Source organism: Thiomicrorhabdus hydrogeniphila (assembly GCF_054656895.1).
Map to the genome: position 1 here is coordinate 2,123,353 of NZ_BAAHXL010000001.1, position 25,602 is coordinate 2,148,954.

Below are 25,602 nucleotides of genomic sequence, written 5' to 3' on the forward strand. Positions count from 1 at the left end.
GCCTGGTATAAATCTCCAGGCCTTCTATGCCATGTAAGCATAGGGTAAATTGGCTTTTATTTGAATTAAATTTATAAGAATCGTTAAATATAATTCAGTAGCTTGTTGCTAAGAATCTAACCGCAAATTAACTACGGCTTGTTACTTCTAGTAAATGATAACCAAACTGTGTTTTAACTGGCCCTTCAACAGAACCTACATCGGCACTAAATACCACTTTATCAAATTCAGGAACCATCATACCTGGACCAAACTGACCTAAATCACCACCATTAGAACCTGATGGGCAGTTAGAGTTTGCTTTTGCTACTTCTGCAAAATCGGCACCATTGGCAATTTGCTCTTTTAATTCATTACATTTTTCTTCTGTATCAACCAGGATGTGGCGTGCTGTTGCTAAAGTCATATTGTTTCCTTTTTTAAAAAACAGTGATTAAAACGTTTATTAACGTTGTTTAAATTGATATTGCTACCTTTAATATAAAGACAAAAATTATGGTTTCAAGTTTAATAAAATAGTTTTTTGCTATTTTCCTCCCATTCCTTACAAGCCCTCATTTATAATATTGCGTATGACTGAATCAACTACCCCCTTAACAAAACCTTTTGCCTCTATTCCAATGCAAGCCGTAGGCCCTTTTAAGCTTATTGGCGATGTAGAAGTCGATGATTTAATGGTGCCAATGGCCACTTACGAAACACCTTTATGGCCATCTGTTGCACGGGGTGCACGCGTGGCTGCTCATTCTGGAGGCATTAGAGTAACGGTTGTAGACGAACGTATGACTCGTTCGGTATTACTGCAAGCGCCAAATGCGGGTGTAGCGGCATTACGCCTAAAACAAATTCAAGCTCGACATGCCGATTTACAAGAGGTCGTGTCTCAAACGAGCCGTTTTGCAAAACTGATTGATACCAACTTTCAGGTAGTAGGTAATTTAATCTATCTACGTTTAGAGTTTGAAACCGGTGATGCGTCAGGCCATAACATGGTGACCAATGCCGCAGACAAACTATTACCTTGGCTTTTAGAGCAGTATAGCGATTTACAATATGTCTCTATTTCTGCAAATTACTGTACAGATAAAAAAGTTTCTGCCGTCAATGGTATTTTAGGCCGTGGAAAATATGTGGTGTGCGAAACCACCATTCCTAAAAAGTTCTGTAAGCGATTTTTAAAAACGACACCAGAAGCCTTAGTTGATTTACACATTAAAAAAGATTTGATTGGTAGTATTGTGTCAGGTGGTTTACGTTCAGCTAATGCCCATGTTGCCAATATGCTTTTAGGTTTTTATTTAGCCACAGGACAAGATGCCGCCAATATTGTTGAAGGCTCGCAAGCGATTAACCACGCCGAAGTCACTCCTGAAGGGGATTTATATTTTTCAAGCACTCTACCCAACCTAATTGTGGGTACGGTTGGTAATGGTAAAGGTTTAGACTTTGTATTAGAAAACTTAACACTACTTGGTTGTGCAAACAACAATGCAGAACCCGGTGAAAACGCACGGCGTTTAGCTTGTATTGCGGGTGCAACCGCTTTTTGCGGTGAACTTTCTTTATTAGCAGCACAAACAAACCCTGGTGAACTGATGCAGGCACACATTAAATTAGAACGTTCACACAATGCCTAAGCTTGATTTACCTCTTTTAAAGGTTGTTTATGAGTCAATTTAAATCTACGGCAGAAACGTCTTCTGCAGATCAAGTTACAAATCGCAAGCTAGAACACATTGATGCACTCGTCAAAGATCCAGAAATTGAACGACGTAACAAGGCTGATTTACAAGGTTTTGAGCAAATACGCTTAATGCATCGCGCTATGCCTGAATGTGATTTTGCCAATATAAATACCACAACGACCTTTCTTAATAAAACCATCAGCTTTCCATTTTTAATTTCTTCAATGACGGGTGGTTCTGCCAATAATTTAGGCAATATCAATATTCATCTTGCCGAAGCGGCTGAAGCGTGTAACGTACCAATGGCGGTCGGTTCACAACGTGCCATGATTGTGGATGAAGCGGCTAAACTTAGTTTTGAGTTAAGAAAATACGCCCCCAATGTTCCACTTATCGCCAATATGGGTGCGGTACAACTGAATTATGGCTTTGGGTTAGACGAGGCTCGTCGAGCCGTGGATGTATTAGAAGCGGATGCTTTATATCTGCACCTTAATCCTCTTCAAGAGGTCATTCAACCTGAAGGTGATACTGACTTTGCCAATTTAGCCAATAAAATCCATGCCCTTGCGCAAAACATAGAAGTCCCCATTATTCTAAAAGAAGTCGGTTGTGGTTTATCGCCTAAAGACATTGAACTCGGCTTACAAGCAGGTATTAAATACTTTGACGTTGCTGGCCGTGGTGGTACATCTTGGAGCAGAATTGAAGCGCATAGATCAGAAAATGATTTAGGCATTCTATTTCAAGATTGGGGCCTAACAACATTAGAGAGTTTGCAACTTGCAAAACCCTATCAAGAAAAAGCACAGTTTCTTGCCAGCGGAGGCATACGAAACGGAATTGATATGATAAAAGCTGTTATAATGGGCGGCCGTTTGTGTGGGGTAGCAGCTCCTTTATTGGCTCCAGCGCAAAAATCAACTCAAGATGTTGTTAGCAAGATAGTACAATTTCAGCAAGAGTTTCAGACTGCTCAATTCTTGCTTGGTGTCGAAAATACCGACACCTTACATTTAAACACTGCTTTAATCTCGCCTTTTAATGGCTTTGATAATAAGTAAATGACAACCAAAAATTATTTGTTCGCCTCATTGCTTTAATGCATTTGTTTGATATTAAGTAACTGTGATATTAAGTAACAATGATATTAAGCAACGAAGCTAAAATAAAATAATTAAGAATAAGAACGAATCCACTTTAGATTATGAAAGTAGGCATTGATTTAATTCATTTTGCGACAGCAAACTATTTCTTAGGCTTAGATACCTTTGCCGCTGAGAAACAGATAGATGTAAACAAATTTACCGTTGGTATTGGCCAAGAAAAAATGTCCATAGCGCCGCCTGACGAAGATATTGTCAGTTTAGCGGCTAAAGCGGCTGCGCCAATTTTAGAGCAAATTGATCGCAGTGAGATTAGTGCTATTTTATTTGCAACGGAAACCGGCGTTGATCAATCAAAATCTGCGGGGGCATTTTTACATGGCCTTTTAGACTTATCGAACCGTTGTCGCGTTATAGAACTAAAACACGCTTGTTATGCAGGTGCTGCCGCACTCCAAATGGCCACAAGCATGGTACGTGCAAATCCTAAAGAAAAAGTGCTTGTTATTGCCTCAGATATTGCTAAATATGATGTAGATACCTCCGGTGAAGCTACACAAGGTTGCGGTGCTGTTGCCATGTTAGTTACCGAAAAACCACGCATTATTGCCATTGAACCTGGTTCAGGATATTACACTGATGATGTTATGGATTTTTGGCGTCCAAATCACCGCACTACGGCTTTGGTAGATGGTAAGTATTCTACTAAAGTATATTTAAATAGCCTTAAACACACTTGGGAACACTTTACCGAGCAAACAGGCCTTACGTTTGACGATATTGACTATTTTTGTTATCACATTCCGTTTACCAAAATGGCCGATAAAGCACATAAAACACTGATTAAAAAAGTGGGGGCAACCTTAACTCAAGAACAGCAAAATACTCAAACATTGCCAAGTCAACTGTACAATCGTATTGTAGGTAATAGCTATAGTGCTTCTTTATTTGTTGGTTTTATCTCACTGCTTGATAATGTATCGGACAATATTGAAGGTAAACGCGTGAGCTTTTTTAGTTATGGCTCTGGTTGTGTTGCTGAGTTTTTTACAGGCATAATGCAAACAGGCTATAAATCTGTTTTAATGACAGAAAGTCATAAAAAACAAATTGATGAGCGCCAGCCATTGAGTTATCAAGAATACCTTGATTTTTATCACAATGAAGACACAACCGTTGAGAACATTGTTTATCCAGTAAACAACCAAGGGCCGTATCGTTTAGCAGGTATTGAAGAACATAAACGTTACTATCAAAAAACCACATAATTTTATGTAGGTAAAATATTATGAACACCGCAATGCACACACTCTGTTCAGTTCCTGCCAAAATTATCCTCTCTGGAGAGCATGCGGTTATCTATAACAGCTCGGCACTGAGTATGGCCATAAAGCTTTACACTCAATGTGATTGCCTGTTTGAAACAAGTACCACAAACAGCGTTACCGTAGAGCTTGTTGATTATCACCAAAAACACAGTTTTCCTCGTTTTGTTTGGCAAAATCTTGCGACTAATATTGAAACCCGTTTTACCCTTTTTAATAAGCACAACGCTGCCATTCAAAGTGTTTTAGTACAACCTATTGATTTAGTGCTTGATACGCTCTATCACTTTGATCATTTTCATACAATGAAACCGGGTAACTGGCATTTTAAAATTGAATCTCAAGTTCCTATTGGTAAAGGTTTAGGTAGTTCTGCCGGGGTTATCGTATCCATTTTAACAAGCCTATTTAGTCATCACCAAATTGAATTTAATAAAGATATTTTATTGGCTTTAGCGCGTAAAGTGGAAGCACGCCAACATGGAAAATCAAGTGGTATTGACCCTGCTACCATGCTTTTTGGCGGGCTACTTGAGTTTAACCAAAATAAAACCACCCAAAAACTAAACACACAAAAATTTAAAGCTTGGTTAATTGATACCGGTAGCCCAAGTAGCACCACTGGGCAAACGGTTAATCAGGTTAAAAACCAATATGCCAACGATCTTTCTTTATGGACACAATTCGCAGGCATTACCCAAAATATTATTGAGGCTTGGTCACACCAAGATAGTGCTGCTCTCTATCAATATATTGAACAAAACCAAATATTGCTTGAACACATTGGTGTAGTACCTAAACACGTTCAAAATTTTATACAACGTTTAAAAACAGAGTTTAACGCAACGGCAAAAGTATGCGGTGCAGGCAGTATAAAAGGTGATAAAGCGGGTGTATTAATTTGTTTTTCAGAACAAGCGCCTAGCGAACTTTGCAGTGAATTTGGCTACCAGCTACAACCTATTACGATAGATAATCAAGGCGTGGTATGCAAAATCATTTAGCCACATCTTGTTTACAATGGCATAGTCAAGCGCCTGCAAATAGCATGATTTTAGGGGAGCATAGCGTAGTTTATGGTCATCCTGCTTTGGCCTGTGCCATTGACCAATATGTCACAATTCATTGGCAAGCCCGCCAAGATCAAGCCATTCATATTTATTCTGCTCTTGGCGAACACCATACGCAAATTGAAACCATTACCCCACACCCAAAATTAAATTTTGTAGTGGCTGCATTGCAAGCATTTCAAACACATTTACCACACGGTCTGGATATTAAAATAACCAGTGAGTTCTCTTCCACCATTGGGTTAGGCAGTTCTGCAGCCGTTTTAGCCGCAATGCTTTCTGGTTTAAACCATATTTGTAATACAGATTTTTCAACCATTAATTTATTTGAAATGGGACATAAGATTATTCTTGATATTCAAGGTCGTGGTTCAGGCACAGATTTAGCAGCAAGCTTAACCGGTGGTCTTATTTATTTTCAGCCTAAAAATCTCGACCACCCTAACCCCGTGATTAGTCGTCTTGATATTTCATTACCGTTATTACTTATTTATAGTGGCTACAAAACACCAACAGCACAGGTATTAGCTCAAGTTGCAGAAACTTGGCAACATAAACCTGCTGAACTTGAAATGCTTTATAGGTCAATGGCCAAAATCACACGTTGTGGATTTGACGCTTTACAAAACCTGCAATTAAATGCGTTTTACCAGGCCTGTTCTGACTATCAATTATTAATGTCTAATTTAGGTGTAAACGATACAACTTTGCAAACCATAATCGATTTATTACTGGATTGTGAAAGCATTCATACTGCCAAAATATCAGGCTCTGGCCTTGGAGATTGTGTACTTGGTATTGGTACACTAAACCGTTGTTTACCCGAAGCCCAACAGAAATTAAAAACTTACAAACAAATTCAGGTAAACATTTCACTAAACGGGGCTTTTACCGAACAAGTCATTGTGCAATAAATCTATTAAACACTAACTCAATGACTCAATAATAATGAACCAAAACGCTTACAGCTTAACCATATTTTCTAGGAACTTTTATGCCTGCCCATTCCGCCAAAATTTCTGATAAAACATTACAACAGCAGCAATTTGTGCATAAAGTCATTGGGCACACCCCCACAAACAATGTCTTGCACATCAATAAAGAGATCGGTTACGGCCAAGCGCCCGTTAATATTGCCTTAAGCAAATACTGGGGTAAACGAGATACTGTATTAAATCTACCAACCAATAACAGTGTATCTATCAGTTTGCCAGGCCTGGGTACCAGCACGCAAATTAAATCACTGCACAATCAGCAAAAGAATAATACCACTGACAAAATATCCTTAAATGGCACTTGGTTAGAAAACTCGCACCCTTTTGCACTTAGGGTCACCGCTTTTTTAAATCATTTTAGAGAAAACCCTAAAATTACTTTTGAAGTCATCACTAAAAATACCGTACCCACTGCGGCAGGTTTGGCGTCATCAGCGTCAGGCTATGCGGCATTAGTTTTGGCTTTAAATGATCTATTTAATTGGCAGTTAAGCAATCAAAATCTTTCTTTATTAGCACGTTTAGGCAGTGGCAGTGCCAGTCGTTCACTTTTTGATGGTTTTGCTATTTGGCATCAAGGCCAGCAAAATGATGGTTTAGACAGTTTTGCAGAACCGATTGAAACTCAGTGGCCTGAATTTTGTGTGGGACTTTTAGAGATTGATATAGAGCAAAAACCAGTTAGTTCAACACAAGGTATGCAAAATACCGTTGAAACCTGTGAGCTATACCAGGCTTGGCCAGAACAGGCCAATAGAGATGTACAAACTGTTTTACAAGCGATAAAAAATAAAGACTTTAGTTTATTAGGCAAAACTGCCGAACATAATGCCTTAAGCATGCACGCCACTATGATTGCGACCTGGCCGCCAATTTTGTATTGGCAACCTAACTCGGTTAAAGCCATGCAAACGGTTTGGCAACTGAGAGAACAAGGTGTTGAGGTTTACTTTACGATGGATGCCGGCCCAAATTTAAAACTGCTGTTCTTAGAAACACAAAAGCCTGCTATTAAGCAGGCTTTTGCTGATATTAAGATTTTGGAGCCATTTAAGCATTAACGATTGTTAACAACTTTAAAACGTTATTTAACAATCGATAAACTTGGTTTTTTCTTATCTGACTTTTTGGTTTTAGAATCTTTTGAATTTTTTGATGATTCTGCTGTAGATTTAACCGATGTTAAAGTCGGTTTATCTTCTGCTTCTTCTGCTCGCTCTTCAAACTCTTCTGGATAAGGTTCTGGTGGAAATGGCATACCTTGCCCATTCTCACGCGCAAAACACGCCAACACCGCCTCTGGTGGAAAATAAATACTACGCTCTACCCCACCAAAACGAGCTTTAAAAGCAAACAGGTTATTATCTAAAGATAAACCTACCACTGCAGATGGACTGGCGTTTAACACAATCACACCATCTTGAACAAACTCCTGTGGCACATTGGCTCCAGGATAATTTGCATCAATTTGTAGATGTGGCGTCCATTCATTATCAACAATCCAATCATAAATAGCGCGAATCAAATAAGGGCGATTAGAAATCATCGTCATAATTCCTTAAAATACGTCTCGCATATCAATCTCATCGTCCGACAAACTTTCTTTGAACATTTCACGATTTAAAACTTTATCTGCATAGTCCACAATTGGTTTAGCCCCTTTTGGTAATTCAATACCTAAAGATGGTAAACGCCATAATAAAACAGACATGCTAATATCAACTAAAGAATAATCTTCGCTCATAAAATATGGCATATGGTCAAATACAGGAATTAACTGAACTAAACGTTCAAGCAAATTACGACGAGCCGTTTTAATATCTTCTTCATTGTCGCTGTTAGCAATGGTATCAATAAGTGGGTACCACTCAGTTTCAATCTGGCGTAACATCTGACGTGAACGAGCTTTTGAAATAGGATCAACAGACATTAAAGGAGGGTGTGGAAAACGCTCATCTAAATATTCAATAATCACTTGTGGATCATAAAGTACTAAGTCTCTATCCACTAATGTAGGTAAAGAGGCATAAGGATTAAGCTCTAACAAATCTTCTGGAAGATTGTCTTTATCTACCTCAATCACCTCCATTGGAATATCTTTCTCTTTAGCAACTAAGCGTACACGGTGGCAGCTTGGGCTTTTAGAGTCAGAAAATAAAACCATTACGGAACGTTTAGTGACTGGAATGTCGGACATGGAGCTCTCCTAAAATAAAAACACGAATAACTTAATGAATACGTGCAAAATTAAGATTTTGCTAAACGTTTTAATTAAGGTTTTTTAAGGTTGTTAAAGTAAATTAAAACCTTTGTACGAGATAAATAATCTCAAAAGATTAATTATACACCCTCTGTCAAGCCCCTAACCTTACGTAAAGTAGGTAAAACAACCATTTAGAAGTAATTAAGATACGAATTTAAAGGGATTTACCAGGCCTGGTAAATCCTTATAAATATTTATTTAGGACTCTTCAATACCAAAACAAATACCTTGTTTCAGATTTGCATAATTTTGTTGTAACGCAAATAAACGATCAATACCCAAAGCCACGCCACTGCAATCGGGTAACGTTTTATCTTCTAGGGTTCTAAGCAAGTTTTCATCTAAAGGCATTACAGGTAAATCTAATTGTTGACGTTGTGCATTGGCCTCTTTAAAACGCTGCCGATATAATTTGGCATCCGCCAACTCATAATACCCATTGGCTAATTCCATACCATTCACAAACACTTCAAAACGTTCCGCCACAAGTGGATTAGCTTCGCTCACTCGTGCTAAAGCAGCGTCTTTTGCGGGATAATGATACATTACTGTAATTGACGCTCTATCTTGATTACGGCCTAAATTTGGCTCAATCACCTCAGTTAACACCAATTGTTCCCATAAAGCTTTGTCATTGTCATCCACCCCCACAATTTCGGGAACTCGGTATTTAACTAAACAATCTTTAAGGTCTTTAGCGCTGGCATTAAATACATTCTCAATTTGGGCATACTTAGCAAAAACCTGCTGATAGGTCAGTTTTTCAACCTTTAACGAGTCTAACTGCTCCATTTGAATAATGGTTTGAATCAGCTCAATCACTTCGTCGATTAGCTGGTGCATTGAAAAGCCAATGCGATACCATTCCAACATACTGAATTCTATTTGGTGACGTGGGCTTAAATCACCATTACGAAACACCTTCCCTAAATAGAAAATATCACCACTACCTTCACACAAAAGCCGTTTCATTGGATATTCTGGCGATGTGTGTAAATAGTACGTCTTTGGCTCTTTATAACCGGGCACTTGCAGTAGCGATTGTAAAGAAGCTAGGTGAATATCAGGCGTAGCCGCTTGCGAAAGGATTGGTGTATCTACCTCAATAACCGATCGAGCATAAAAAAACGCCCTAGCCTGCTGTAAGAGGTTAGAGCGTTTTTGGAGGGTGTCGCGTCTATTCAACATAGAACCTTATTTAGAATTAGAGCTTTTAAATAAATTACTGAAAAAGGTGATTTTTGTTCAGATTAGCGGCGTGCGAGAAGCCGTAGCGGAATGTACTTAAGTACATGAGCAACGGAAGTCACAGCGCAACAAAGAAGCTGGGCAAAAAGCACTTTTTCAGTTTTTATTTAGCGCGTGAAATGTACTCACCTTTTTCTGTATTCACAATGACTTTTTCGCCAATTTGTACGAATAAAGGAACTTGTACCACCGCACCGGTAGATAAAGTAGCAGGTTTACCACCCGTACCCGCTGTATCCCCTTTTAACCCAGGATCAGTATCGGTAACTTCTAGCGTAATTTGCTTAGGTGGTGTTACTGAAATAATTTGACCATTAAATAAGGTTACTAAACAGTTATCTTGTTCAATTAACCATTTAGCCACATCAGACACAGCCGATTCTGCGGCTTGGTACTGTTCAAAAGAGGTTTCATCCATAAAATGCCAAAACTCACCGTCGGTATATAAATACTGTAAATCCGTATCTATTACATCAGCCGCCTCAACTTTTTCACCCGATTTAAAGGTTTTTTCTAAAACCTTGCCCGTCATTAGGTTGCGGTATTTCACACGGTTAAAGGCTTGACCTTTACCTGGAGAAACTTGAGTATTTTCAATAATTGAGCATGGTTGACCGTCCATTAAGAACTTTAAACCACCTTTAAATTCCGTTGTGCTGTAAGTTGCCATATCTTTACCTGGGTACTTGACTTAAAATAATCGCAACATTCTATCTTAAAATACCTAAAGTTAAAACTGCTCAATGACAATCAAACACAATCAGTAGTGTATTTAGATGAATCAAATTACTAAAAATAGACTCATACACTTAATCTAAAGCTCAATAAATCTATGTCAAAAAATCGCACAATAAATAATCTTAAGCAACTTTTTCAATCGCTTCAACTTAACCCAAAAGAGCTCAATGTTATTGAAGAAAGCAACTTTGTCTATAAAGCGCCAAAAGATTTTATTGAGCAGATTCAAATTCAAACCAACAACGACCCACTTTTAAAACAGATATTACCCGTTGAAGCTGAGAATTTACTAACTGAAGGCTTTATTAAAGACCCGGTAGGCGATTTACAAAAAAATCCAATCCCTAGTTTAATTCATAAATATCACGGCCGAGTTTTATTAATAGCCAGCCCCAAATGCGATATACACTGTCGTTACTGTTTTAGAAGACACTTTCCTTATGAAGACCAAAGCAACCAACGTCATTGGCAAACGGCATTGCAACAAATTGCAAACGATAAAAGTATTCACGAAGTCATTTTGAGTGGTGGCGACCCGATGAGTTTAAGTGAAGCAGTATTACTGCGTTTAATTGAATCGATTGAACAAATTGAGCATATCACCACCTTAAGAATTCACAGCCGAACACCCATCGTATCGCCTAGCACCGCACCGCAAAATGCGTTATTACAATGGGCAGAACAAAGTCGATTAAATAAAGTCTTAGTGGTGCATTGTAATCACGCCAATGAGTTAAGTGATAAAACCGCTGGCTTGTTGCAACAGTATCGCCAAAGCGGTTTTACGCTATTAAATCAAAGCGTGTTATTAAAAGACATTAACGATTCCACAGTCACGCTAGTTGAACTGAGCCACAAGCTATTTGCTCAAGGTGTTTTACCCTATTATTTGCACCAACTAGATAAAGTACAAGGCGCAAGCCATTTTGAAGTTTCAGACAAAAACGCCAAACAAATACACGCTCAATTATTAACCAAACTACCTGGTTATTTAGTGCCTAAATTAGTAAGAGAAATTGCCGGACAGCAAAGTAAAACACCTTTGTAAAACAAAATCTTTTGTTTTTACTCTAACCTCACGACAAAAGATATTTTTTTGAATAAGACGAAACTAACAACAAACGCCCAACGTCCCCTTGGAATAGATTGAGCAAGGTTCTTGGTGTAGCGAACGTTTAAAAAACGCTGCTGTTAGAGCGTAGCTTGCGAAGCGAGTTCAGCGTTTTCAGTGAGCAAGCCTAGAACTTGCCAATATATGGAGCGGGGTGCCCTTTTTCTGGTTACTCTTTTTAGGCAAGTAAAAAGAGTAACGAGAAGCCCTTAATTGAAATTAAAGATATATACATTTCTAAAAGGGCTTCTCAACAACTAAGAAAAGTATTCAGCTTTCACATTACCAGGCCTGGTAATTTTAGAGTAAGTGCATTTTATAATCGATAAAAAACGTTTTACCACGAAGACACCAAGGCACGAAGATTTCTAAAATCTAATACCTGTTTAATTTACAAGATTTCATTAACGAAACAAAGAACTAGGTGAAGAGACTAGAATAACAATGACTAATCGCTTTTATTCATTTTTTAAATCTTCGTGTCTCTGTGTCTTCGTGGTTAATTTTTACAATACGAAATAATCAATCACAGAATATCGATACCGTAACTTTATAAATCAATTTCAAAACCCTTAGTTAAAATCATACTTTTGTTTAAACCCACAACCACCTTTAACCTTTGGAAACCAATCAGGTGCGGTATAAAACTTTTCATTAACGGGTTTAAGCACTTTCTCACGATATAAATCGTAATTAAACGCTTCACCCACAAACCAATAATAGGTTGTAGAGTCATCAATTTTTAACGGCGTAATACTAAAACGTTTAAAAAACTTTTCTACCTGGTTTAAGTCTTTATCTTGGGTAATTAAAATTTGCAGGTTTTTACCGTTTAGCGCTTTAAAATTGGTTAACTTATCATCTTCTCTGCCGTATTTTGAAACACTGGCGAACACATGAATATTATCATTACCGCAGTGGTACGAAAGCGTGGATTGACTACTATACCCTAGGGTAAAAAAGCTGGGTGACGTTTGTACTTTTGCAATTTGTTTACACACATTTTGTGGCTGAACATAGACCGCTAAATGATGTTTTTGCGTTGGTTTAATCAATTGGTTAATAAATAATAAAGCCACCAAAAGCACAACCGCAACCACAACTGAAAAATAACCATTAAAGACAAACAGTTTTTTTAATTGTTCTACCGAAAGCGTTCGATATATCACATACAAAGCCGTGACAGAAATTAGCGGCCAATGCAAACCAACCTGATTGGTAAAACTCACAAACAGCAAAACCAGCAATAATGGCACACTGGCAAATAAAGCAAGTTGAGTTGGATTAAACAATGAGACAACGTCTTGTTTTATTGCATGTGATTGGCTTACATTCAACGTGTTATTTGTTCTATTTTTAAACCTATACCATAAGCCTAATGGCGATAATAAAACTGCAATCATCAACACATAACTAATGACATTAGTTACCTCAAAATGACTGGCTTCGGTTCTTGAGAAAAAGTTAAATAGAATATTATTCCAACAATGTGTCGCATTAAAATAGAGGTTTTCAGCCACAGCAATCAATACAATCAAAATCATGACAAGTAGCTGTTTAAAGTTGATTTTTTTCCACTGCCACAAGGCATACAGCATTAAGCCAATTAACATAAAAGCCGCAAAGTATTTTGATAAAAATGCCATCCCCAATACCAGGCCTGTTAAAAATACATCTAACCATTTTTGAGTGTGCAATGCTTTGGCAAACCAATACAAACCCAACATTGAAAACAAGACCAAAACCGTGTCATTTGCAGTCACCACAAACATAAGCGATATAGGTGAAACAAAAAATGCCAACGCAACCCAAAAAGCCGTGTTTTGAGAGGTCGCCGCATTTAGGCGTAATAATTTATAAAGCAGAACCGCAATGACTATGGCGGAAAAAAATGCAAAACTTCGATACCAAATTAAGTTATCGCTAACCTGCCCCAATAGGTATAAAACCCAGCCTACTGCGGGTGGATGATCATAATAACCCAGTGCAAGATGTTGCCCCCAGGTTATAAAATAGGCCTCATCACCAGTAAGTGGCACTAAAATAATTAGCGCTATTTTTAATAAAATAAAAGCAGAAATCAACAACTTTTGATGTGTGCTGAGTTGAGCACTAAATTGAGTAATAACCAGGGAAAAAGAAGACGTTGTATTTGGCATAATTCTTTACTGAACCCAACCAAATAAAATCGTATATAAAGCGTAAGCGACAATGGCTCCCACAATAATGCCCGCTAATATTTCAATGCGAGTATGCCCCATTCTTTCACGCAGCGGCTTTTCAGTTGAATTAGGTTGATTTAAAACATTAATGGCTTTGGCGTGTTTGCCTACTTGCTGGCGTAAGCTGTTGGCATCTAATAACACAATAAAAGCTAATGTAATCGCCACACCAAATGCGGGATCAGTAATCCCCTCTTTAAAGGCAATTAAAAACACCATGCTACTGACTATTGCACTGTGATTACTCGGTAGGCCACCATAACCAATTAATCCAAAAGCCAATTTTTTCGCTTTAATGGAATTCACGATAAACTTCATCACCCCCGCAACTAACCAGGCGGCAAATGGCGTAATGAAGTAAATATAATCTTGAAATATATGCATTACATGCCCCCTGCTGGCCATAAAGCCCAAATGCAAACACCAAGCCAACCCACTACGGTAATTAATAACTGTTTATCAGCAAACAACGCATCGGTAGGTGACTCACCCTCTTCCAAGACTTCACTGATATACCAGTAACGATATAAACCAAATAAAACAAATGGGATACTTATAACCATTTCTGGGTGAGCATTCATTACAAATAGGCTATAAAACAGCAAAGCACCTGTGGCCGCCATTTCTGCATATCGATCAATTAAGCTAACGGTATATTTTTGTAAAACAGCACGCCCTTCAATATTGGTTAACACCAATTCTTGGCGTCGCTTAATGGCAGCTAAAAATAGAGCCAAACATAAGGTTGTAACAAACATCCAAGAAGAAAGCGGAACAGAAATCGCCACGGCGCCGGCGTAAACTCGCAAAACAAACCCAATGGCAATCGTGAAAATATCCAAAACAGGTTGATGTTTTAAATAAAAACTGTAGGCGACATTAAGCAGTAAATAACCAACTATCACCAGCATAATCATAGGCTGGTAAACAAATCCCACGATTAACACCGCGTACAAAATCACCAATAAAATTTTAGCTTGAGCAGGTGTTACCTGACCTGAAGCCAATGGGCGTTTTTTTGATTTTATAGGGTGCTTTCTGTCTTGCTCAATGTCTTGTAAATCATTCACAATATAGGTGGCTGATGAAGCCAAACTAAATAAAACAAACGCAATTAAACTTTGAGAAATGGCAACAGCATCAAAAAAAAGACCCGTAAACATTAACGGAGCAAAAACAAATCCATTTTTAACCCATTGTTTGGGACGTACAAGTTTTAACAAACCAAGTAATACCGATTTATTCCCACTTGCAGAAGTGTTAGAATTCATGAATACCTTTACCGCCAATTCTGTAATAATTAATTTTGTTGTTAGAATACATTAAAAACATTAACTTAAGCGTTTGACCACTGGAATTTAAACACGAATGATGTCTAAAAAAACCGTTTTACACACTGTGTTACAACAAGCCACAAACCGCTCTTTATCTTACCGCTTACAAGTCAAAGTATTCAATAAATGAAGATTGCCATAATGTACACGATTTTTGCGGTAATCTCCACCATCGCAAACATCGGTAGCCAAACCCTTTCTTTTAGAATTTACCAAGGGAACTACGATTTATGGATCGCCATTTTTGTTGGAACGGCAATTGGTTTAGTAGTGAAATATTTTTTAGATAAACGCTATATTTTTCAATACCAAACCACCAGTATTCAGCACGGATCAAAAACATTTTATTTATATACTTTAATGGGCCTTATAACCACGGTTGTGTTTTGGGGATTTGAATACGCTTTTAATGCCATATATCAAACCGCAGAAATGCGTTATTTAGGTGGTGTCATTGGTTTATCCATTGGGTATTTTATAAAATACCAATTAGATAAACGCTTTGTGTTTAAGTAGGAATTGCCATTGAATATTTCAGGTTGGGGACGTTACCCAAAAATAGAAAGTGAATGCTTTTATCCTAATTTACCAGGCCTGGTAAATTTAGTGATGGATCAAACAAAAGTGCAAACAGACCTTCAAATCGAAGCTCAAACTGACATTGCAAACCAACAAAACAGCAATCTAATCGCTCGTGGTTTAGGTCGCAGCTATGGTGATAGTAGCCTAGCAGCAACCACGGTAGTCAGCTCCAACCTAAACCACTTTATCGCTTTTAATGAACAAACGGGCGAACTAACTTGTGAAGCAGGCGTGAGTTTTGCAGAAATTTTACGGGTATTTATTCCCAAAGGTTGGTTTTTACCGGTTACGCCTGGCACACAATTTGTGACAGTAGGTGGTGCGATTGCCAGTGATGTGCACGGTAAAAACCATCATATTGATGGCACTTTTTGTGAACACGTGACCTCTTTAAAGCTTTGTCTTGCAAGTGGTGAACTGGTTGATTGCTCTAAAATTCATCACCCACACCTTTTTAGAGCCACCTGTGGCGGCATGGGATTAACCGGGGTAATTTTACAAGCAACATTTACCCTCAAACCCATTGAGACCGCCTATATTAAAGAAACCACCTACAAAACAGCCAATTTAGAAGAAACCTTAGCCAAGTTTGAAGAGCACGACTCAGCGACTTATTCTGTGGCTTGGATTGATTGTTTGGCAACAGACAAATCCCTTGGGCGTTCTTTATTAATGCTGGGTGAACATGCGTCTAAAACAGAATTACAAGAAAACCAAGCAAACAGCGAACCGTTAAATGTAGCAAAGAGCAGTAAGCTGAATATGCCGTTTGATTTGCCTGCTTTCACTCTAAATAGTTTTAGTGTTAAAGCCTTTAACACACTTTATTACGGCAAGGTTCGTCAGCCACAAAGCCAACGTTTAGTAAATTACGCCCCTTTCTTTTATCCGTTAGACAGTATTCAAAACTGGAATAGAATGTATGGTAAAAATGGTTTTGTGCAATATCAGTTTGTTATTCCAAAATCAGCAGGCCTGGTTGGTTTAAGCGAAATTCTAAGCGAAATTGCCAACTCTAAACGAGGCTCATTTTTGGCGGTTTTAAAAGTCTTTGGTAAAGGCAATAACAACTATCTAAGTTTTCCAGAAGAAGGCTATACCCTTGCACTGGATTTTAAGATGGATAATACCTTACTGGACTTTTTAAATAAGCTTGATGAGATTGTTCTACATTATGGCGGCAAGCTCTATTTAACCAAAGATGCTCGAATGAGCGAACAGATGTTTAAACAAAGTTATCCACAATGGCAAGAGTTTCAAAAGATTAGACATCAATATGATGCACATAAGACCTTTAATTCATTACAATCTATGCGCCTTGGTTTATAGACACTTACATTATTAAATATTAGGTTTAAGATACATAACCAAAATCATAACCCAAAAACACCACTATTTTAGGAAAAAGCATGTCACAAAACATTGTTATTATTGGAGCCACATCGGCCATCGCCCAAGCGACATTAAAAATGTACGCCGCACAAAACAATAACTTGTTTTTAGTTGCCCGAAACAGCGAACAACTTAATGTTATTGCTGAAGATGCCAAAATACGTGGTGCCAATCAGGTTGAGTCGCAAGCAATCGATTTAACGGATTTGGCTCAACATAGTCATTTAATTGAAACCATTTACCAAACCTACCCTCAAATTGATATTGTCTTAATCGCTCACGGCACCTTACCCAATCAACAGGCCTGCCAAGATAACGTTGAAACCGCTTTACAAGAAATCAATACCAATGCCATCAGCACAATCTCTTTATTAACTTTATTAGCCAATAAGTTTGAAACCCAAAAATCAGGCTCTATTGCCGTTATTACCAGTGTAGCGGGTGATCGTGGCCGTCAGTCAAACTATGTTTATGGCGCCGCTAAATCGATGGTATCCACCTTTTTACAAGGTTTGCGTAACCGCTTAAATGACAGTAATGTGCAGGTTTTAGATATTAAACCTGGTTTTGTTGATACCCCAATGACGGCAGAGTTTAAAAAAGGTGCTTTATGGGCGCAGCCAGAACAAATTGCTAGCAGTATTATTAAGGCGATAAACAGCGGCAAAAACACAATTTACACCCCCTGGTTTTGGTGGGGAATTATGTTTATTATTCGCTCAGTTCCAGAATTTATTTTTAAAAAGCTAAAACTTTAGACCACTATTCAACCGAATCTATTTAAGATAATTAACATTATGCCTAACAATCAACACACATCATTAAGCCCACAAAAAGCCAGTATTTTACTGGTTGCTTTTATGACTTTACTGCACCTTTTTTTGGCTTTTAATGTTGAGTTGGGTGGTGATGAGGCGCATTATGCGTTATACGGTTTAATGCCTGATTGGAGTTATTTTGATCACCCTCCACTGATTGGTTGGTTACAAATTATCCCGATGTGGTTAGCGCCTTATGATTGGAGTGCTCGGTTAGTTCCCATTGCCATTTATGCCCTTTTGAATTATTTGCTTTATCAAATTACCGTTACGTTTTTTGCTGAAGGTTTTAGCGAAAACTCGACCTCTCAGCACCAAACGGCTTGGAAAGGGTTTGCCAGTTTAGTCGTTTTAAACACAAGTATTATCTTGTCATTAATGGGTATGGCCATGTTGCCAGACAACCCATTAATGGTCTCTGTTTTAGCGTTGGTTTTAATCACACACAAATTATTGCAAACCAATCAAACCAAATATTGGTTATTGCTTGGATTTTTTGTGGGTTTAGCAGCCCTTTCAAAATACACCGCCGTAACCGTCATTGCTTCTTTAGTGTTAATTTTATTGGTAGAACGAAAATGGCATTGGTTAACATCTAAAGGTCTTTGGTTAGCGATTATTATTGCTTTAATCATGATTCTTCCTATTTTGTATTGGAATTCAATTCATGACTGGGCGTCGTTTATTTATCAAATAGATCATGGAACAAGACACAGCGATTGGCGCATTTCACGCCTATTACAAACTCAAGCGATTCAGTTAGTTTCGTATACACCCTTTTTGTTTATTTTTGGTTGGTGGATGATGTTAAAACCCAGCAATTATGCAAACAAAAACAGTCGTTTATTATTGCTATTTTCTCTGCCTATTACGCTTTTATTTGCTTGGGGTTCTGGCTATGAAAAAAGCCTGCCGCACTGGGTCTCTTTAGCCTGGGTGTTATTGATTCCCATCATTGTTCATTTTTTATGGCAAATACGTTTTAAACGTTGGGTAAAAATCGTAACAGGCCTGCATATTGTCTTAATGGGAACGTTAGTTTTAGTGGCTCATAGCTTGTTGTTTAGCCCGTGGATTAATTTCCCTGACCATAAAAATCCGTTACAAGGTGATTACGGTTGGCCAAAAGCGGCGCAAACCGCCATTGATCTACAAAAAGAGCTTGGCAAAACACCAGAAGAACTACCGTTATTTGTTTCAAACTGGAGTTACGCCAGTCACTTAGCCTGGTATAGTCGTCCACAACCAATTTACATTACCAGTGGCAAACAAACTCAATTTGAATTTTGGTTTGGTAAACCAAAAGCGGGAATGAATGGTTTATTGGTGTCACCGCACTATGAAAAGATTCCACCAATTACAGGCACCGCTAACCATTTTGAAAGCTGTAAACCGGTTAAACAATTAAATGAACCATCACAAGGCCCAATTATTGTGACGTACCACTATTATTTGTGCACAAACTTTATTGCGCAAAATTAAAGGTAGCCATACTTTGTGATTAATTAGTCAGAATTATAAAGAGTTAACCACGAAGACACAGAGACACGAAGTTTTAAAAAATGAGTGATTATTTATAAAGATTTATTCATGAATAATACATAACCGTTAGTTCGTTTATTCCCTCAAACAAACCGGGGGGTAGATTTTAGGATTCTTAGTGCTTTCGTGTCTTCGTGGTTATTTTTTTGTTATAAATCACAAAATACACATACTCAAAATTAATAACTTGGCAAATTACCAGGCCTGGTAAATTTAATATTAAACGGAAGCTATTTTTAAAAGCACAAACTCTATGCCAGCATTTTTTTCGCTACAAAACTTTTCACTGCAAAATATTATGGCCTTTTTACTTTGGCCATTTACTAAGCCAGTAAAAATAGCCCAAGAGATTATTCATCAACCGAGTAAGGCGTTTCCGGTGGTGGATTTTTTGAAAGGTTTAAGTGTCTTAATGGTGATTTTGTTTCACATCTTTTTTGCGGTGTTTTTTCTATTTAAAAAAGATCCCGCTAAATTGCAACAATTTGTAGACAGTATTCCAGCATGCTTAAGTTTTATTTTGAGTTTTGATAAAGCGGTTGATATCTTTTTTATGCTCAGTGCCTTCTTATTAAGCTTTGCTTTGCTTAAGGTGTACAACAAACAACGCTCTATTCACATTCGTCGCTTTTATTTACATCGTTTTTTTAGAATTTACCCCGTATTTTTAGTGGCTCTATTACTGTACGGTCTAGGCGATATTCACAAACTTATGACCGAGGGTTGGTATAGCCTGCTCTTTATAGAAAACATCTTTAGCAAGGGGATTATTCCTGTGCAATGGAGTCTATCCATTGAGATGCAATTTTATTTAATCCTACCTTTTTTATTGTTGTTTTTGGCGAAGAGTTCTCGTCCAATTTCATGGATTTTATTACTCATAGCGGCATCCATTGGCCTACGTTTCTGGGTGGCGTTGCAACACCCTGTTATTTACCAAACGCACTGGTATCAATTCTTTGATAGCGCCAGCGGTAAAACCTATATGGATAATATGTACTATGTTATTCAAAGCCGTATTACTCCACTTTTACTAGGTATCTTATGGGCGTTATTATTATGGCGTTATCCGTTATACAAACTCTCTTTAAATAAAATAACAGTCGCTATTTTATGGATGATTGGCTTGAGTGTTATTTATTTAACCATGCGTTTTCCTATTTATTATCATGACTCTTATTACTTTACGCACTTTAATGAAACGTTAAACTTGCTCGTAGTCACTCTGCACCGTATTGTGTTTAGTATGGCAATTCTTGGATTGGTTCTGCTGGCTCACTATCAAGTTAAACAAGACCGTCCTTTATCGCTTTTTCAGCAACTCAAAAAATCATTAGTTGAATGGAAAGGTTGGCGTTTATTATCTGAAGTGGCTTACCCTATGTACTTTTTTCACTTTCCGTTTATCGTGCTTGGATGGGTGATTGTTTTAGGTACAATTGATGTACAAAGTATTCAGCAAGTTTCTCTTTATAAAATCCCTTTTGCTTATATTTTAGCTGTGCTAATGACCTTGTATTTTTCACTGTTACTGCATTTTTGGGTAGAGGCACGTTTTATCAAATACGGAAAACAGATTGAAACCAAGTGGTTTGGAGGGCATAATGCCACCACGAATAAGCGTTAATAGTATCGCTAAACCATTTACAGAAATAGAGTCGAAATCATGATATCGATTATTGTCCCTACTTACCAAGAAGTAGAAAACCTAGCCCCATTGAGTGAAATGATTCACTCTGCTTTACAAGAGGCGGGAGAACACGCTTTTGAAATTATCATTATGGATGATAATTCACAAGATGGCTCTATTGAAAAAGTCAAAGAACTCTCCAATACTTACCCTATTCGTATTGTGACACGCACCGAAAACCGAGGCTTATCTCCCGCCGTTATTGATGGTTTTGGTGAAGCAAATGGCGATTTTGTGGTGGTGATGGATGCGGATTTATCTCACCCAGCCACGGCCATTCCAAAAATGATTAGTCAACTACGTAACCGTGAGAGTGATTTTGTTTTAGGTTCTCGCTACGTTGAGGGCGGCAGCATTGACGATAGCTGGACATTGTGGCGTTATATTAACTCTGTGGTTGCCACTATCCCTGCTTTGCCAATTACCCGCGTAAAAGACCCTATGTCTGGTTTTTTTGCAGTTCGCAAAGAAGATATCCCTAATGAACACAATCTCTCGCCTATTGGCTATAAAATTGCCTTAGAAGTTATGGTTAAGGGTGATTTTCCTGTTGTTTCAGAAGTACCTATCCATTTTGTTGACCGTGTACATGGCGAATCTAAGCTAACGTTTAAAGAACAACTTAAATATCTACGTCATTTACGTCGCTTGTATCAATACAAGTTTCAAACCAAAGCAGAGTTTTTTCAGTTTGCTATTGTCGGTGGAAGTGGCTTTATTGTGGATTTAGCCGTGTACTTATTACTGCAAATGTTTGGAACACCACATACCGTTGCCCGAGCAATCTCGTTTTGGCCTGCCGTTACCTGGAACTGGATGCTTAACAGAATCATCACTTTTAGTCATCGAGAAAAAACCAAAAAAACCACTCAATGGGGAGCCTTTGCTAGCAGTTCATTAATTGGATTTACCGTTAACTATGGTACCTATTACATCTTAACCAAGTACGTACCCTTTTTTGAAGAACACATGATTGGGGCATTAATTGTTGGCGTTATTATGGGTATGGGCTTTAACTTCTCTATCTCTAATCTATTTATCTTTAAAAAATTACGCGAAGAAGTGGATCACGAGAAACAGCAAGAACAACCTAATACCAAATCTAAAAAATAAGCTAAAAAGTAACACATAAAAACATATATCGTTAAGTGGCTATACCTTGCAGTTAGCCGCTAGTCTTGTCTAAAAGCTAACTGTTGATTTTGCATAGATTCAAAAGCCGTTAACAATGGTTTGTATTTTTCAGTGTTATTTTCTAGTTGCGCCAGTAGTTCATAAATCGCCTCAACCGTTGATAACGATTGCGCATCTCTTTGCTTTCTTATTTTGTACTGCGATTGATTCATTGGGTTAAGTTCTATTCTATTAAGCTCTCTTAACTTTGCATTGAGTTGCATGATTTTATAGGTTTTTCGCCAAGTACCATCCAGTACCAAAATTTTAATCATTTGTTTATCAAATTCTTTTACAGATTCGATATCGTATGTTTGATAAGACTCTTTTTGGTTTTCAACTTCGGGGTAAAGTAAAAAAACGTTTTCACCATTTTGTAACCAATTTACCAGGCCTGGTAAATCGTCTATTGATTCACCTATCCAAAATGAACAACGACTTAACGATAACTTAGCAATCACCGCCGAACCTTTGATTTGTTTCACTTCTGTTGGATGTTGTAATATACCCACTTCAACAATATTTGAAATGGATTGAATAAATCCACAAATACACACTTTTTCGGGTCGTTGACACGCTTGGCAAACATTTCTACTCATAACGTAAAGATAACCTATTTAGATGAATGAAATCACACTGCAAACATTTGTATTTAGTCTGGCGACTGAGAATGAATTTTATGAAATAAAACATTTTTTGAAGCGCAATAAAACGTACTCAGCAAATCGTGATGACCTCATTTATACAGTTCGTTCAAATAATACGTTAATTGCAACGGCCAGACTTTTAAAAATAACCGATTCTAAAAATGCACTCTGGCTAAGAGGTTTGTTTGTCGCCAATGAATATCGTCAATTAAAAGTAGCAAGTCATTTACTTGGCTTTATAAAAAAAGATCTACAAAAAAATCACAACACAAATACGCTTTATGCCTTTTGCGAAGCTCATTTAGAGACCTTCTATTTGCAAAATCAATATCACAATATCTCGCCGAGTGATTTACCCAAAACATTACATGATCGTATTCAGAGTGCGCAACAGAATGGTAAAAATTGGCTCTGCTTTACAATCGCTATATAACAAGTTTTATAAACAAGTCTTATTAACAGGTCGTAAGTATTATTTGAGCCGAGCTTAAGGTGTTAATGAATAGATTTACCAGGCCTGGTAAATCTATTCAGAATTATCGGATGAAAGTGCTGGAGAACCTTCTGCTTCTTTTAATAGATGAGACGGTATCTCTTTTTTAGTTTTGCCGGCTAATGATTTAAGCATTTCGGCCTGTCTGACCAAGTTACCATTGCCTGAAATCATTTGCTTACGCGATTGCTCATAGGTCAATTGCGCCGTTTGTAGTTGTTTGCCTACTTTTTCAAAACTCTCTACAAAACCAACAAACTTATCATGCACTTCAGCAGCACGTTTAATCAGCTTAACGGTATTTTCGCTTTGTCTTTCATATCGCCACAGCTGTTCAATGGTTTTAAGCGTCGTAAATAAAGTGGTTGGCGTCACAACAGCCACACGTTTTTCAAAGGCATCTTCAAACACGCCGCTGTCTGCTTCAATGGCCATTAAATAAGCGCCCTCAACAGGAATAAACATTAATACAAAATCAGGTGCATTTAGCTGCTCTAAATGGTCATAACGTTTTTCTGCTAGTGCCGCAATATGGCGTTGTAGGCTTTGCAAATGCGCTTTTGTTGCTATCATTTGAGCTGTTGTATCATCGGCATTTAAAGCTTGCTCATAATGCAATAAGGACACTTTGGAATCGATAATAATATGTTTATCATCTGGCATATTAATAATCACATCAGGGCGTAATCTTTTACCTTTGTCATCTGTAAAACTTTTTTCCCGTTCAAACTCAATCCCTTCAGTTAATCCAGAGCGTTCTAACAGTCGCTCTAATATTAACTCGCCCCAATTACCTTGAGTTTTACTGTCACCTTTCAGTGCTTGGGTTAGATTTTTGGCCTCTTCGCTCATTTGAGAGTTAAGTGAATGCAGTTGTTTAAGCTGTTCAGTTAAACTAGCCCTGCCCTCTAAATCTTCTTTATGCACCAGTTCTACACGGCTTTTAAAGGCATCTAAAGCCCCTTGCATCGGTTTTAAAACCGCTTCAATCGTGGTTTGACTGTTTTGCGAAAACTGGGCTTGTTTCTGATCAAATATTTGATTAGCCAATACTTTAAATTCATCAGCCAGTTGTTTTTTAGCGGACTCTAGTAAAGCAATTTTTTCTAAGGATATTTCTTGTTCTTTTTGTAACGCAACCGTAAGTTCGGCTGATTGGGACTCACTAAGCATTAAACGTTCTCGTAACTTATCTAGATCTTGATCTTTCGTTGCGAGTTGTTCATTTAGATGTAATTGTTGTTTTTGAAGTTGTTCAGCTTGCCCTTTAATTTCTTGTAATAAGGCAAGTTGAGTAAATTGCGACTGCACCGTTTTTTCTAATTCAAGATGATTAGATTGTAGGCTTTGATATTGATATTGTACGGATTGCAACTCTTGTTCTGTATGAGAACTCTCATTAGTAAGCGTTTCAATATTACGATTTTTTTTGTATATAAATCGCCACTGAACAATAACAATAAAAACGCTTATCGCTAAAGCAATAAGCGTAAGGCTTAATAAATTAACAGTCATTCGTTAGGTTTAAGGTCTATAGGTGAAGAATTCAGAATTTTAACTTCATCAAGCCTATTTTTCACTGATTTTTGTTCTGTTTTAGGCATTGAACGTTTACGAGCTTGCGCATCTAGCTTATATGTATCAATCAGCTTATTTTTATGCGTTAATAACGTTTCACCGACTGGAACAATTTTGGTTTTACCATTGACGGTAATCGGCACACCATTCGTTGTGGCATTAGTATTATCTAAATGTATGTGTTTAGATGGTGATTCATCATATTTACCATTAACACGAATAATTGTCGAACCATCAGGCCTAATAATAACGGCAGAAATAGCAACTTTAGGTGGAATATAAATACGTTTTTTCTTTGGCTTGCCATCGGTTAATGGTTCTATTTTAGCAATGGCTTTTTCTTGTTTCTTAATCTGTGGGTTAAGGTAAGCTTCTCGTTGTTTATCAATACGAGCCCTTTCTTCTTGAGTTAAAAATAACTTTTTAAACATTGGCGTTACTTGATTATTTTCAACTTGAAACTTTTCAATCGTGTCTTTTTGATCTGGACTTTCTGCATAACAAATATTAAGCGTAGAACCCAAAAAGACAACACTGCATAAAACTGGAATTGTGAACTGTCTACTTTTCATAATATTACCTTACGTTCT

Annotated in this window: 25 protein-coding genes; 14 read left to right on the forward strand and 11 right to left on the reverse strand. The window is 37.6% G+C overall.

Translation table 11 applies throughout. From position 1 onward, the window contains the following. Positions 1–127: 127 nt before the first annotated feature. Positions 128–406, reverse strand: coding sequence for a peptidylprolyl isomerase (locus tag ACYQ0E_RS09595; protein WP_460188008.1), 279 nt, complete (start codon positions 404–406; stop codon positions 128–130). A gap of 166 nt (positions 407–572) precedes the next feature. On the opposite strand from ACYQ0E_RS09595, the gene ACYQ0E_RS09600 reads away from it, so the two are divergent. The 6 genes from ACYQ0E_RS09600 to mvaD all read left to right on the forward strand — a co-directional run bounded on the left by ACYQ0E_RS09600 (position 573) and on the right by mvaD (position 7,242). After that, positions 573–1,637, forward strand: coding sequence for a hydroxymethylglutaryl-CoA reductase (locus ACYQ0E_RS09600; protein WP_460188009.1), 1,065 nt, complete (start codon positions 573–575; stop codon positions 1,635–1,637). Between the two features lie 29 nt (positions 1,638–1,666). Beyond that, positions 1,667–2,749, forward strand: coding sequence for a type 2 isopentenyl-diphosphate Delta-isomerase (fni, locus tag ACYQ0E_RS09605; RefSeq protein ID WP_460188010.1), 1,083 nt, complete (start codon positions 1,667–1,669; stop codon positions 2,747–2,749). Between the two features lie 143 nt (positions 2,750–2,892). After that, the gene (locus tag ACYQ0E_RS09610) at positions 2,893–4,059 is read left to right on the forward strand and encodes a hydroxymethylglutaryl-CoA synthase (protein WP_460188011.1); all 1,167 of its coding nucleotides are present in this window, start codon (positions 2,893–2,895) and stop codon (positions 4,057–4,059) included. Between the two features lie 20 nt (positions 4,060–4,079). After that, a complete protein-coding gene (locus ACYQ0E_RS09615) occupies positions 4,080–5,120 on the forward strand; it encodes a mevalonate kinase family protein (RefSeq protein WP_460188012.1) in 1,041 nt (346 codons plus the stop codon). Next, complete coding sequence (locus ACYQ0E_RS09620; protein ID WP_460188013.1) at positions 5,105–6,100, forward strand: mevalonate kinase family protein; 996 nt, start codon at positions 5,105–5,107, stop codon at positions 6,098–6,100. The genes ACYQ0E_RS09615 and ACYQ0E_RS09620 overlap by 16 nt, the downstream gene beginning before the upstream one ends. An 80-nt stretch (positions 6,101–6,180) precedes the next feature. Next, positions 6,181–7,242 carry a diphosphomevalonate decarboxylase gene (gene mvaD, locus ACYQ0E_RS09625; RefSeq protein WP_460188014.1) on the forward strand — a complete coding sequence of 354 codons (1,062 nt, stop codon included), beginning with the start codon at positions 6,181–6,183 and terminating at the stop codon, positions 7,240–7,242. Positions 7,243–7,265: 23 nt separating this feature from the next. Here the strand turns inward: mvaD and ACYQ0E_RS09630 are convergent, their stop codons facing one another. The 4 genes from ACYQ0E_RS09630 to efp all read right to left on the reverse strand — a co-directional run bounded on the left by ACYQ0E_RS09630 (position 7,266) and on the right by efp (position 10,362). After that, positions 7,266–7,727, reverse strand: a complete 462-nt coding sequence (locus tag ACYQ0E_RS09630) for a ClpXP protease specificity-enhancing factor (RefSeq protein ID WP_460188015.1) — start codon at positions 7,725–7,727, stop codon at positions 7,266–7,268. 12 nt (positions 7,728–7,739) lie between these two features. Then, entirely contained in the window at positions 7,740–8,378 is a 639-nt protein-coding gene (locus ACYQ0E_RS09635) for a glutathione S-transferase N-terminal domain-containing protein (protein ID WP_460188016.1), read from the reverse strand. 264 nt (positions 8,379–8,642) lie between these two features. After that, positions 8,643–9,632 (reverse strand): EF-P lysine aminoacylase EpmA, encoded by a 990-nt coding sequence (gene epmA, locus ACYQ0E_RS09640; RefSeq protein WP_460188017.1) that lies wholly within the window; start codon positions 9,630–9,632, stop codon positions 8,643–8,645. Positions 9,633–9,795: 163 nt separating this feature from the next. After that, positions 9,796–10,362, reverse strand: a complete 567-nt coding sequence (efp, locus tag ACYQ0E_RS09645) for an elongation factor P (RefSeq protein WP_460188018.1) — start codon at positions 10,360–10,362, stop codon at positions 9,796–9,798. 162 nt (positions 10,363–10,524) lie between these two features. Here efp and epmB point away from each other — a divergent pair, with 162 nt between their 5' ends. After that, positions 10,525–11,478, forward strand: a complete 954-nt coding sequence (gene epmB, locus ACYQ0E_RS09650) for an EF-P beta-lysylation protein EpmB (protein WP_460188019.1) — start codon at positions 10,525–10,527, stop codon at positions 11,476–11,478. A 635-nt stretch (positions 11,479–12,113) separates the two neighbouring features. Here the strand turns inward: epmB and ACYQ0E_RS09655 are convergent. The 3 genes from ACYQ0E_RS09655 to ACYQ0E_RS09665 are packed head-to-tail and all read right to left on the reverse strand — an operon-like array spanning position 12,114 to position 15,034. Next, positions 12,114–13,700, reverse strand: a complete 1,587-nt coding sequence (locus ACYQ0E_RS09655) for an ArnT family glycosyltransferase (protein WP_460188020.1) — start codon at positions 13,698–13,700, stop codon at positions 12,114–12,116. A gap of 6 nt (positions 13,701–13,706) precedes the next feature. Next, positions 13,707–14,147 carry a divergent PAP2 family protein gene (locus tag ACYQ0E_RS09660; protein WP_460188021.1) on the reverse strand — a complete coding sequence of 147 codons (441 nt, stop codon included), beginning with the start codon at positions 14,145–14,147 and terminating at the stop codon, positions 13,707–13,709. Beyond that, positions 14,147–15,034 (reverse strand): decaprenyl-phosphate phosphoribosyltransferase, encoded by an 888-nt coding sequence (locus tag ACYQ0E_RS09665; protein ID WP_460188022.1) that lies wholly within the window; start codon positions 15,032–15,034, stop codon positions 14,147–14,149. The genes ACYQ0E_RS09660 and ACYQ0E_RS09665 overlap by 1 nt, the downstream gene beginning before the upstream one ends. A 189-nt stretch (positions 15,035–15,223) precedes the next feature. Between ACYQ0E_RS09665 and ACYQ0E_RS09670 the strand changes: the two genes are divergently transcribed. The 6 genes from ACYQ0E_RS09670 (at position 15,224) to ACYQ0E_RS09695 (ending at position 22,234) form a co-directional block, all read left to right on the forward strand. Further along, entirely contained in the window at positions 15,224–15,613 is a 390-nt protein-coding gene (locus tag ACYQ0E_RS09670; RefSeq protein ID WP_460188023.1) for a GtrA family protein, read from the forward strand. 9 nt (positions 15,614–15,622) lie between these two features. Next, complete coding sequence (locus ACYQ0E_RS09675; protein WP_460188024.1) at positions 15,623–17,008, forward strand: FAD-binding protein; 1,386 nt, start codon at positions 15,623–15,625, stop codon at positions 17,006–17,008. 80 nt (positions 17,009–17,088) lie between these two features. Continuing rightward, positions 17,089–17,829, forward strand: coding sequence for an SDR family oxidoreductase (locus ACYQ0E_RS09680; RefSeq protein WP_460188025.1), 741 nt, complete (start codon positions 17,089–17,091; stop codon positions 17,827–17,829). Between the two features lie 39 nt (positions 17,830–17,868). Further along, positions 17,869–19,371: an ArnT family glycosyltransferase gene (locus tag ACYQ0E_RS09685; RefSeq protein WP_460188026.1), complete on the forward strand. Its 1,503-nt coding sequence runs from the start codon at positions 17,869–17,871 to the stop codon at positions 19,369–19,371. A gap of 313 nt (positions 19,372–19,684) precedes the next feature. After that, positions 19,685–21,058 carry an acyltransferase family protein gene (locus tag ACYQ0E_RS09690; protein WP_460188027.1) on the forward strand — a complete coding sequence of 458 codons (1,374 nt, stop codon included), beginning with the start codon at positions 19,685–19,687 and terminating at the stop codon, positions 21,056–21,058. A gap of 39 nt (positions 21,059–21,097) precedes the next feature. Next, positions 21,098–22,234, forward strand: coding sequence for a glycosyltransferase (locus ACYQ0E_RS09695; RefSeq protein ID WP_460188028.1), 1,137 nt, complete (start codon positions 21,098–21,100; stop codon positions 22,232–22,234). 59 nt (positions 22,235–22,293) lie between these two features. Here the strand turns inward: ACYQ0E_RS09695 and ACYQ0E_RS09700 are convergent, their stop codons facing one another. Beyond that, on the reverse strand, positions 22,294–22,893 hold the full coding sequence (locus tag ACYQ0E_RS09700) for a tRNA-uridine aminocarboxypropyltransferase (RefSeq protein ID WP_460188029.1): 600 nt from the start codon (positions 22,891–22,893) through the stop codon (positions 22,294–22,296). Between the two features lie 22 nt (positions 22,894–22,915). Between ACYQ0E_RS09700 and ACYQ0E_RS09705 the strand changes: the two genes are divergently transcribed. Then, positions 22,916–23,374, forward strand: coding sequence for a GNAT family N-acetyltransferase (locus tag ACYQ0E_RS09705; RefSeq protein ID WP_460188030.1), 459 nt, complete (start codon positions 22,916–22,918; stop codon positions 23,372–23,374). Positions 23,375–23,467: 93 nt separating this feature from the next. Here ACYQ0E_RS09705 and ACYQ0E_RS09710 read toward each other — a convergent pair whose 3' ends face one another. Both ACYQ0E_RS09710 and ACYQ0E_RS09715 read right to left on the reverse strand, forming a co-directional pair. Then, a complete protein-coding gene (locus ACYQ0E_RS09710; RefSeq protein WP_460188031.1) occupies positions 23,468–24,949 on the reverse strand; it encodes a DNA recombination protein RmuC in 1,482 nt (493 codons plus the stop codon). Continuing rightward, positions 24,946–25,584 carry a hypothetical protein gene (locus tag ACYQ0E_RS09715; protein WP_460188032.1) on the reverse strand — a complete coding sequence of 213 codons (639 nt, stop codon included), beginning with the start codon at positions 25,582–25,584 and terminating at the stop codon, positions 24,946–24,948. Before ACYQ0E_RS09715 ends, ACYQ0E_RS09710 begins: the two co-directional genes overlap by 4 nt. Between the last annotated feature and the right edge of the window lie 18 nt (positions 25,585–25,602).

Coding starts and splice junctions, on each gene's coding strand:
- ACYQ0E_RS09595 (WP_460188008.1), bottom strand. CDS start 406: ATGACTTTAGCAACAGCACGCCACATCCTGGTTGATACAGAAGAAAAA.
- ACYQ0E_RS09600 (WP_460188009.1), top strand. CDS start 573: ATGACTGAATCAACTACCCCCTTAACAAAACCTTTTGCCTCTATTCCA.
- fni (WP_460188010.1), top strand. CDS start 1,667: ATGAGTCAATTTAAATCTACGGCAGAAACGTCTTCTGCAGATCAAGTT.
- ACYQ0E_RS09610 (WP_460188011.1), top strand. CDS start 2,893: ATGAAAGTAGGCATTGATTTAATTCATTTTGCGACAGCAAACTATTTC.
- ACYQ0E_RS09615 (WP_460188012.1), top strand. CDS start 4,080: ATGAACACCGCAATGCACACACTCTGTTCAGTTCCTGCCAAAATTATC.
- ACYQ0E_RS09620 (WP_460188013.1), top strand. CDS start 5,105: ATGCAAAATCATTTAGCCACATCTTGTTTACAATGGCATAGTCAAGCG.
- mvaD (WP_460188014.1), top strand. CDS start 6,181: ATGCCTGCCCATTCCGCCAAAATTTCTGATAAAACATTACAACAGCAG.
- ACYQ0E_RS09630 (WP_460188015.1), bottom strand. CDS start 7,727: ATGATTTCTAATCGCCCTTATTTGATTCGCGCTATTTATGATTGGATT.
- ACYQ0E_RS09635 (WP_460188016.1), bottom strand. CDS start 8,378: ATGTCCGACATTCCAGTCACTAAACGTTCCGTAATGGTTTTATTTTCT.
- epmA (WP_460188017.1), bottom strand. CDS start 9,632: ATGTTGAATAGACGCGACACCCTCCAAAAACGCTCTAACCTCTTACAG.
- efp (WP_460188018.1), bottom strand. CDS start 10,362: ATGGCAACTTACAGCACAACGGAATTTAAAGGTGGTTTAAAGTTCTTA.
- epmB (WP_460188019.1), top strand. CDS start 10,525: ATGTCAAAAAATCGCACAATAAATAATCTTAAGCAACTTTTTCAATCG.
- ACYQ0E_RS09655 (WP_460188020.1), bottom strand. CDS start 13,700: ATGCCAAATACAACGTCTTCTTTTTCCCTGGTTATTACTCAATTTAGT.
- ACYQ0E_RS09660 (WP_460188021.1), bottom strand. CDS start 14,147: ATGCATATATTTCAAGATTATATTTACTTCATTACGCCATTTGCCGCC.
- ACYQ0E_RS09665 (WP_460188022.1), bottom strand. CDS start 15,034: ATGAATTCTAACACTTCTGCAAGTGGGAATAAATCGGTATTACTTGGT.
- ACYQ0E_RS09670 (WP_460188023.1), top strand. CDS start 15,224: ATGAAGATTGCCATAATGTACACGATTTTTGCGGTAATCTCCACCATC.
- ACYQ0E_RS09680 (WP_460188025.1), top strand. CDS start 17,089: ATGTCACAAAACATTGTTATTATTGGAGCCACATCGGCCATCGCCCAA.
- ACYQ0E_RS09685 (WP_460188026.1), top strand. CDS start 17,869: ATGCCTAACAATCAACACACATCATTAAGCCCACAAAAAGCCAGTATT.
- ACYQ0E_RS09690 (WP_460188027.1), top strand. CDS start 19,685: ATGCCAGCATTTTTTTCGCTACAAAACTTTTCACTGCAAAATATTATG.
- ACYQ0E_RS09695 (WP_460188028.1), top strand. CDS start 21,098: ATGATATCGATTATTGTCCCTACTTACCAAGAAGTAGAAAACCTAGCC.
- ACYQ0E_RS09700 (WP_460188029.1), bottom strand. CDS start 22,893: ATGAGTAGAAATGTTTGCCAAGCGTGTCAACGACCCGAAAAAGTGTGT.
- ACYQ0E_RS09705 (WP_460188030.1), top strand. CDS start 22,916: ATGAATGAAATCACACTGCAAACATTTGTATTTAGTCTGGCGACTGAG.
- ACYQ0E_RS09710 (WP_460188031.1), bottom strand. CDS start 24,949: ATGACTGTTAATTTATTAAGCCTTACGCTTATTGCTTTAGCGATAAGC.
- ACYQ0E_RS09715 (WP_460188032.1), bottom strand. CDS start 25,584: ATGAAAAGTAGACAGTTCACAATTCCAGTTTTATGCAGTGTTGTCTTT.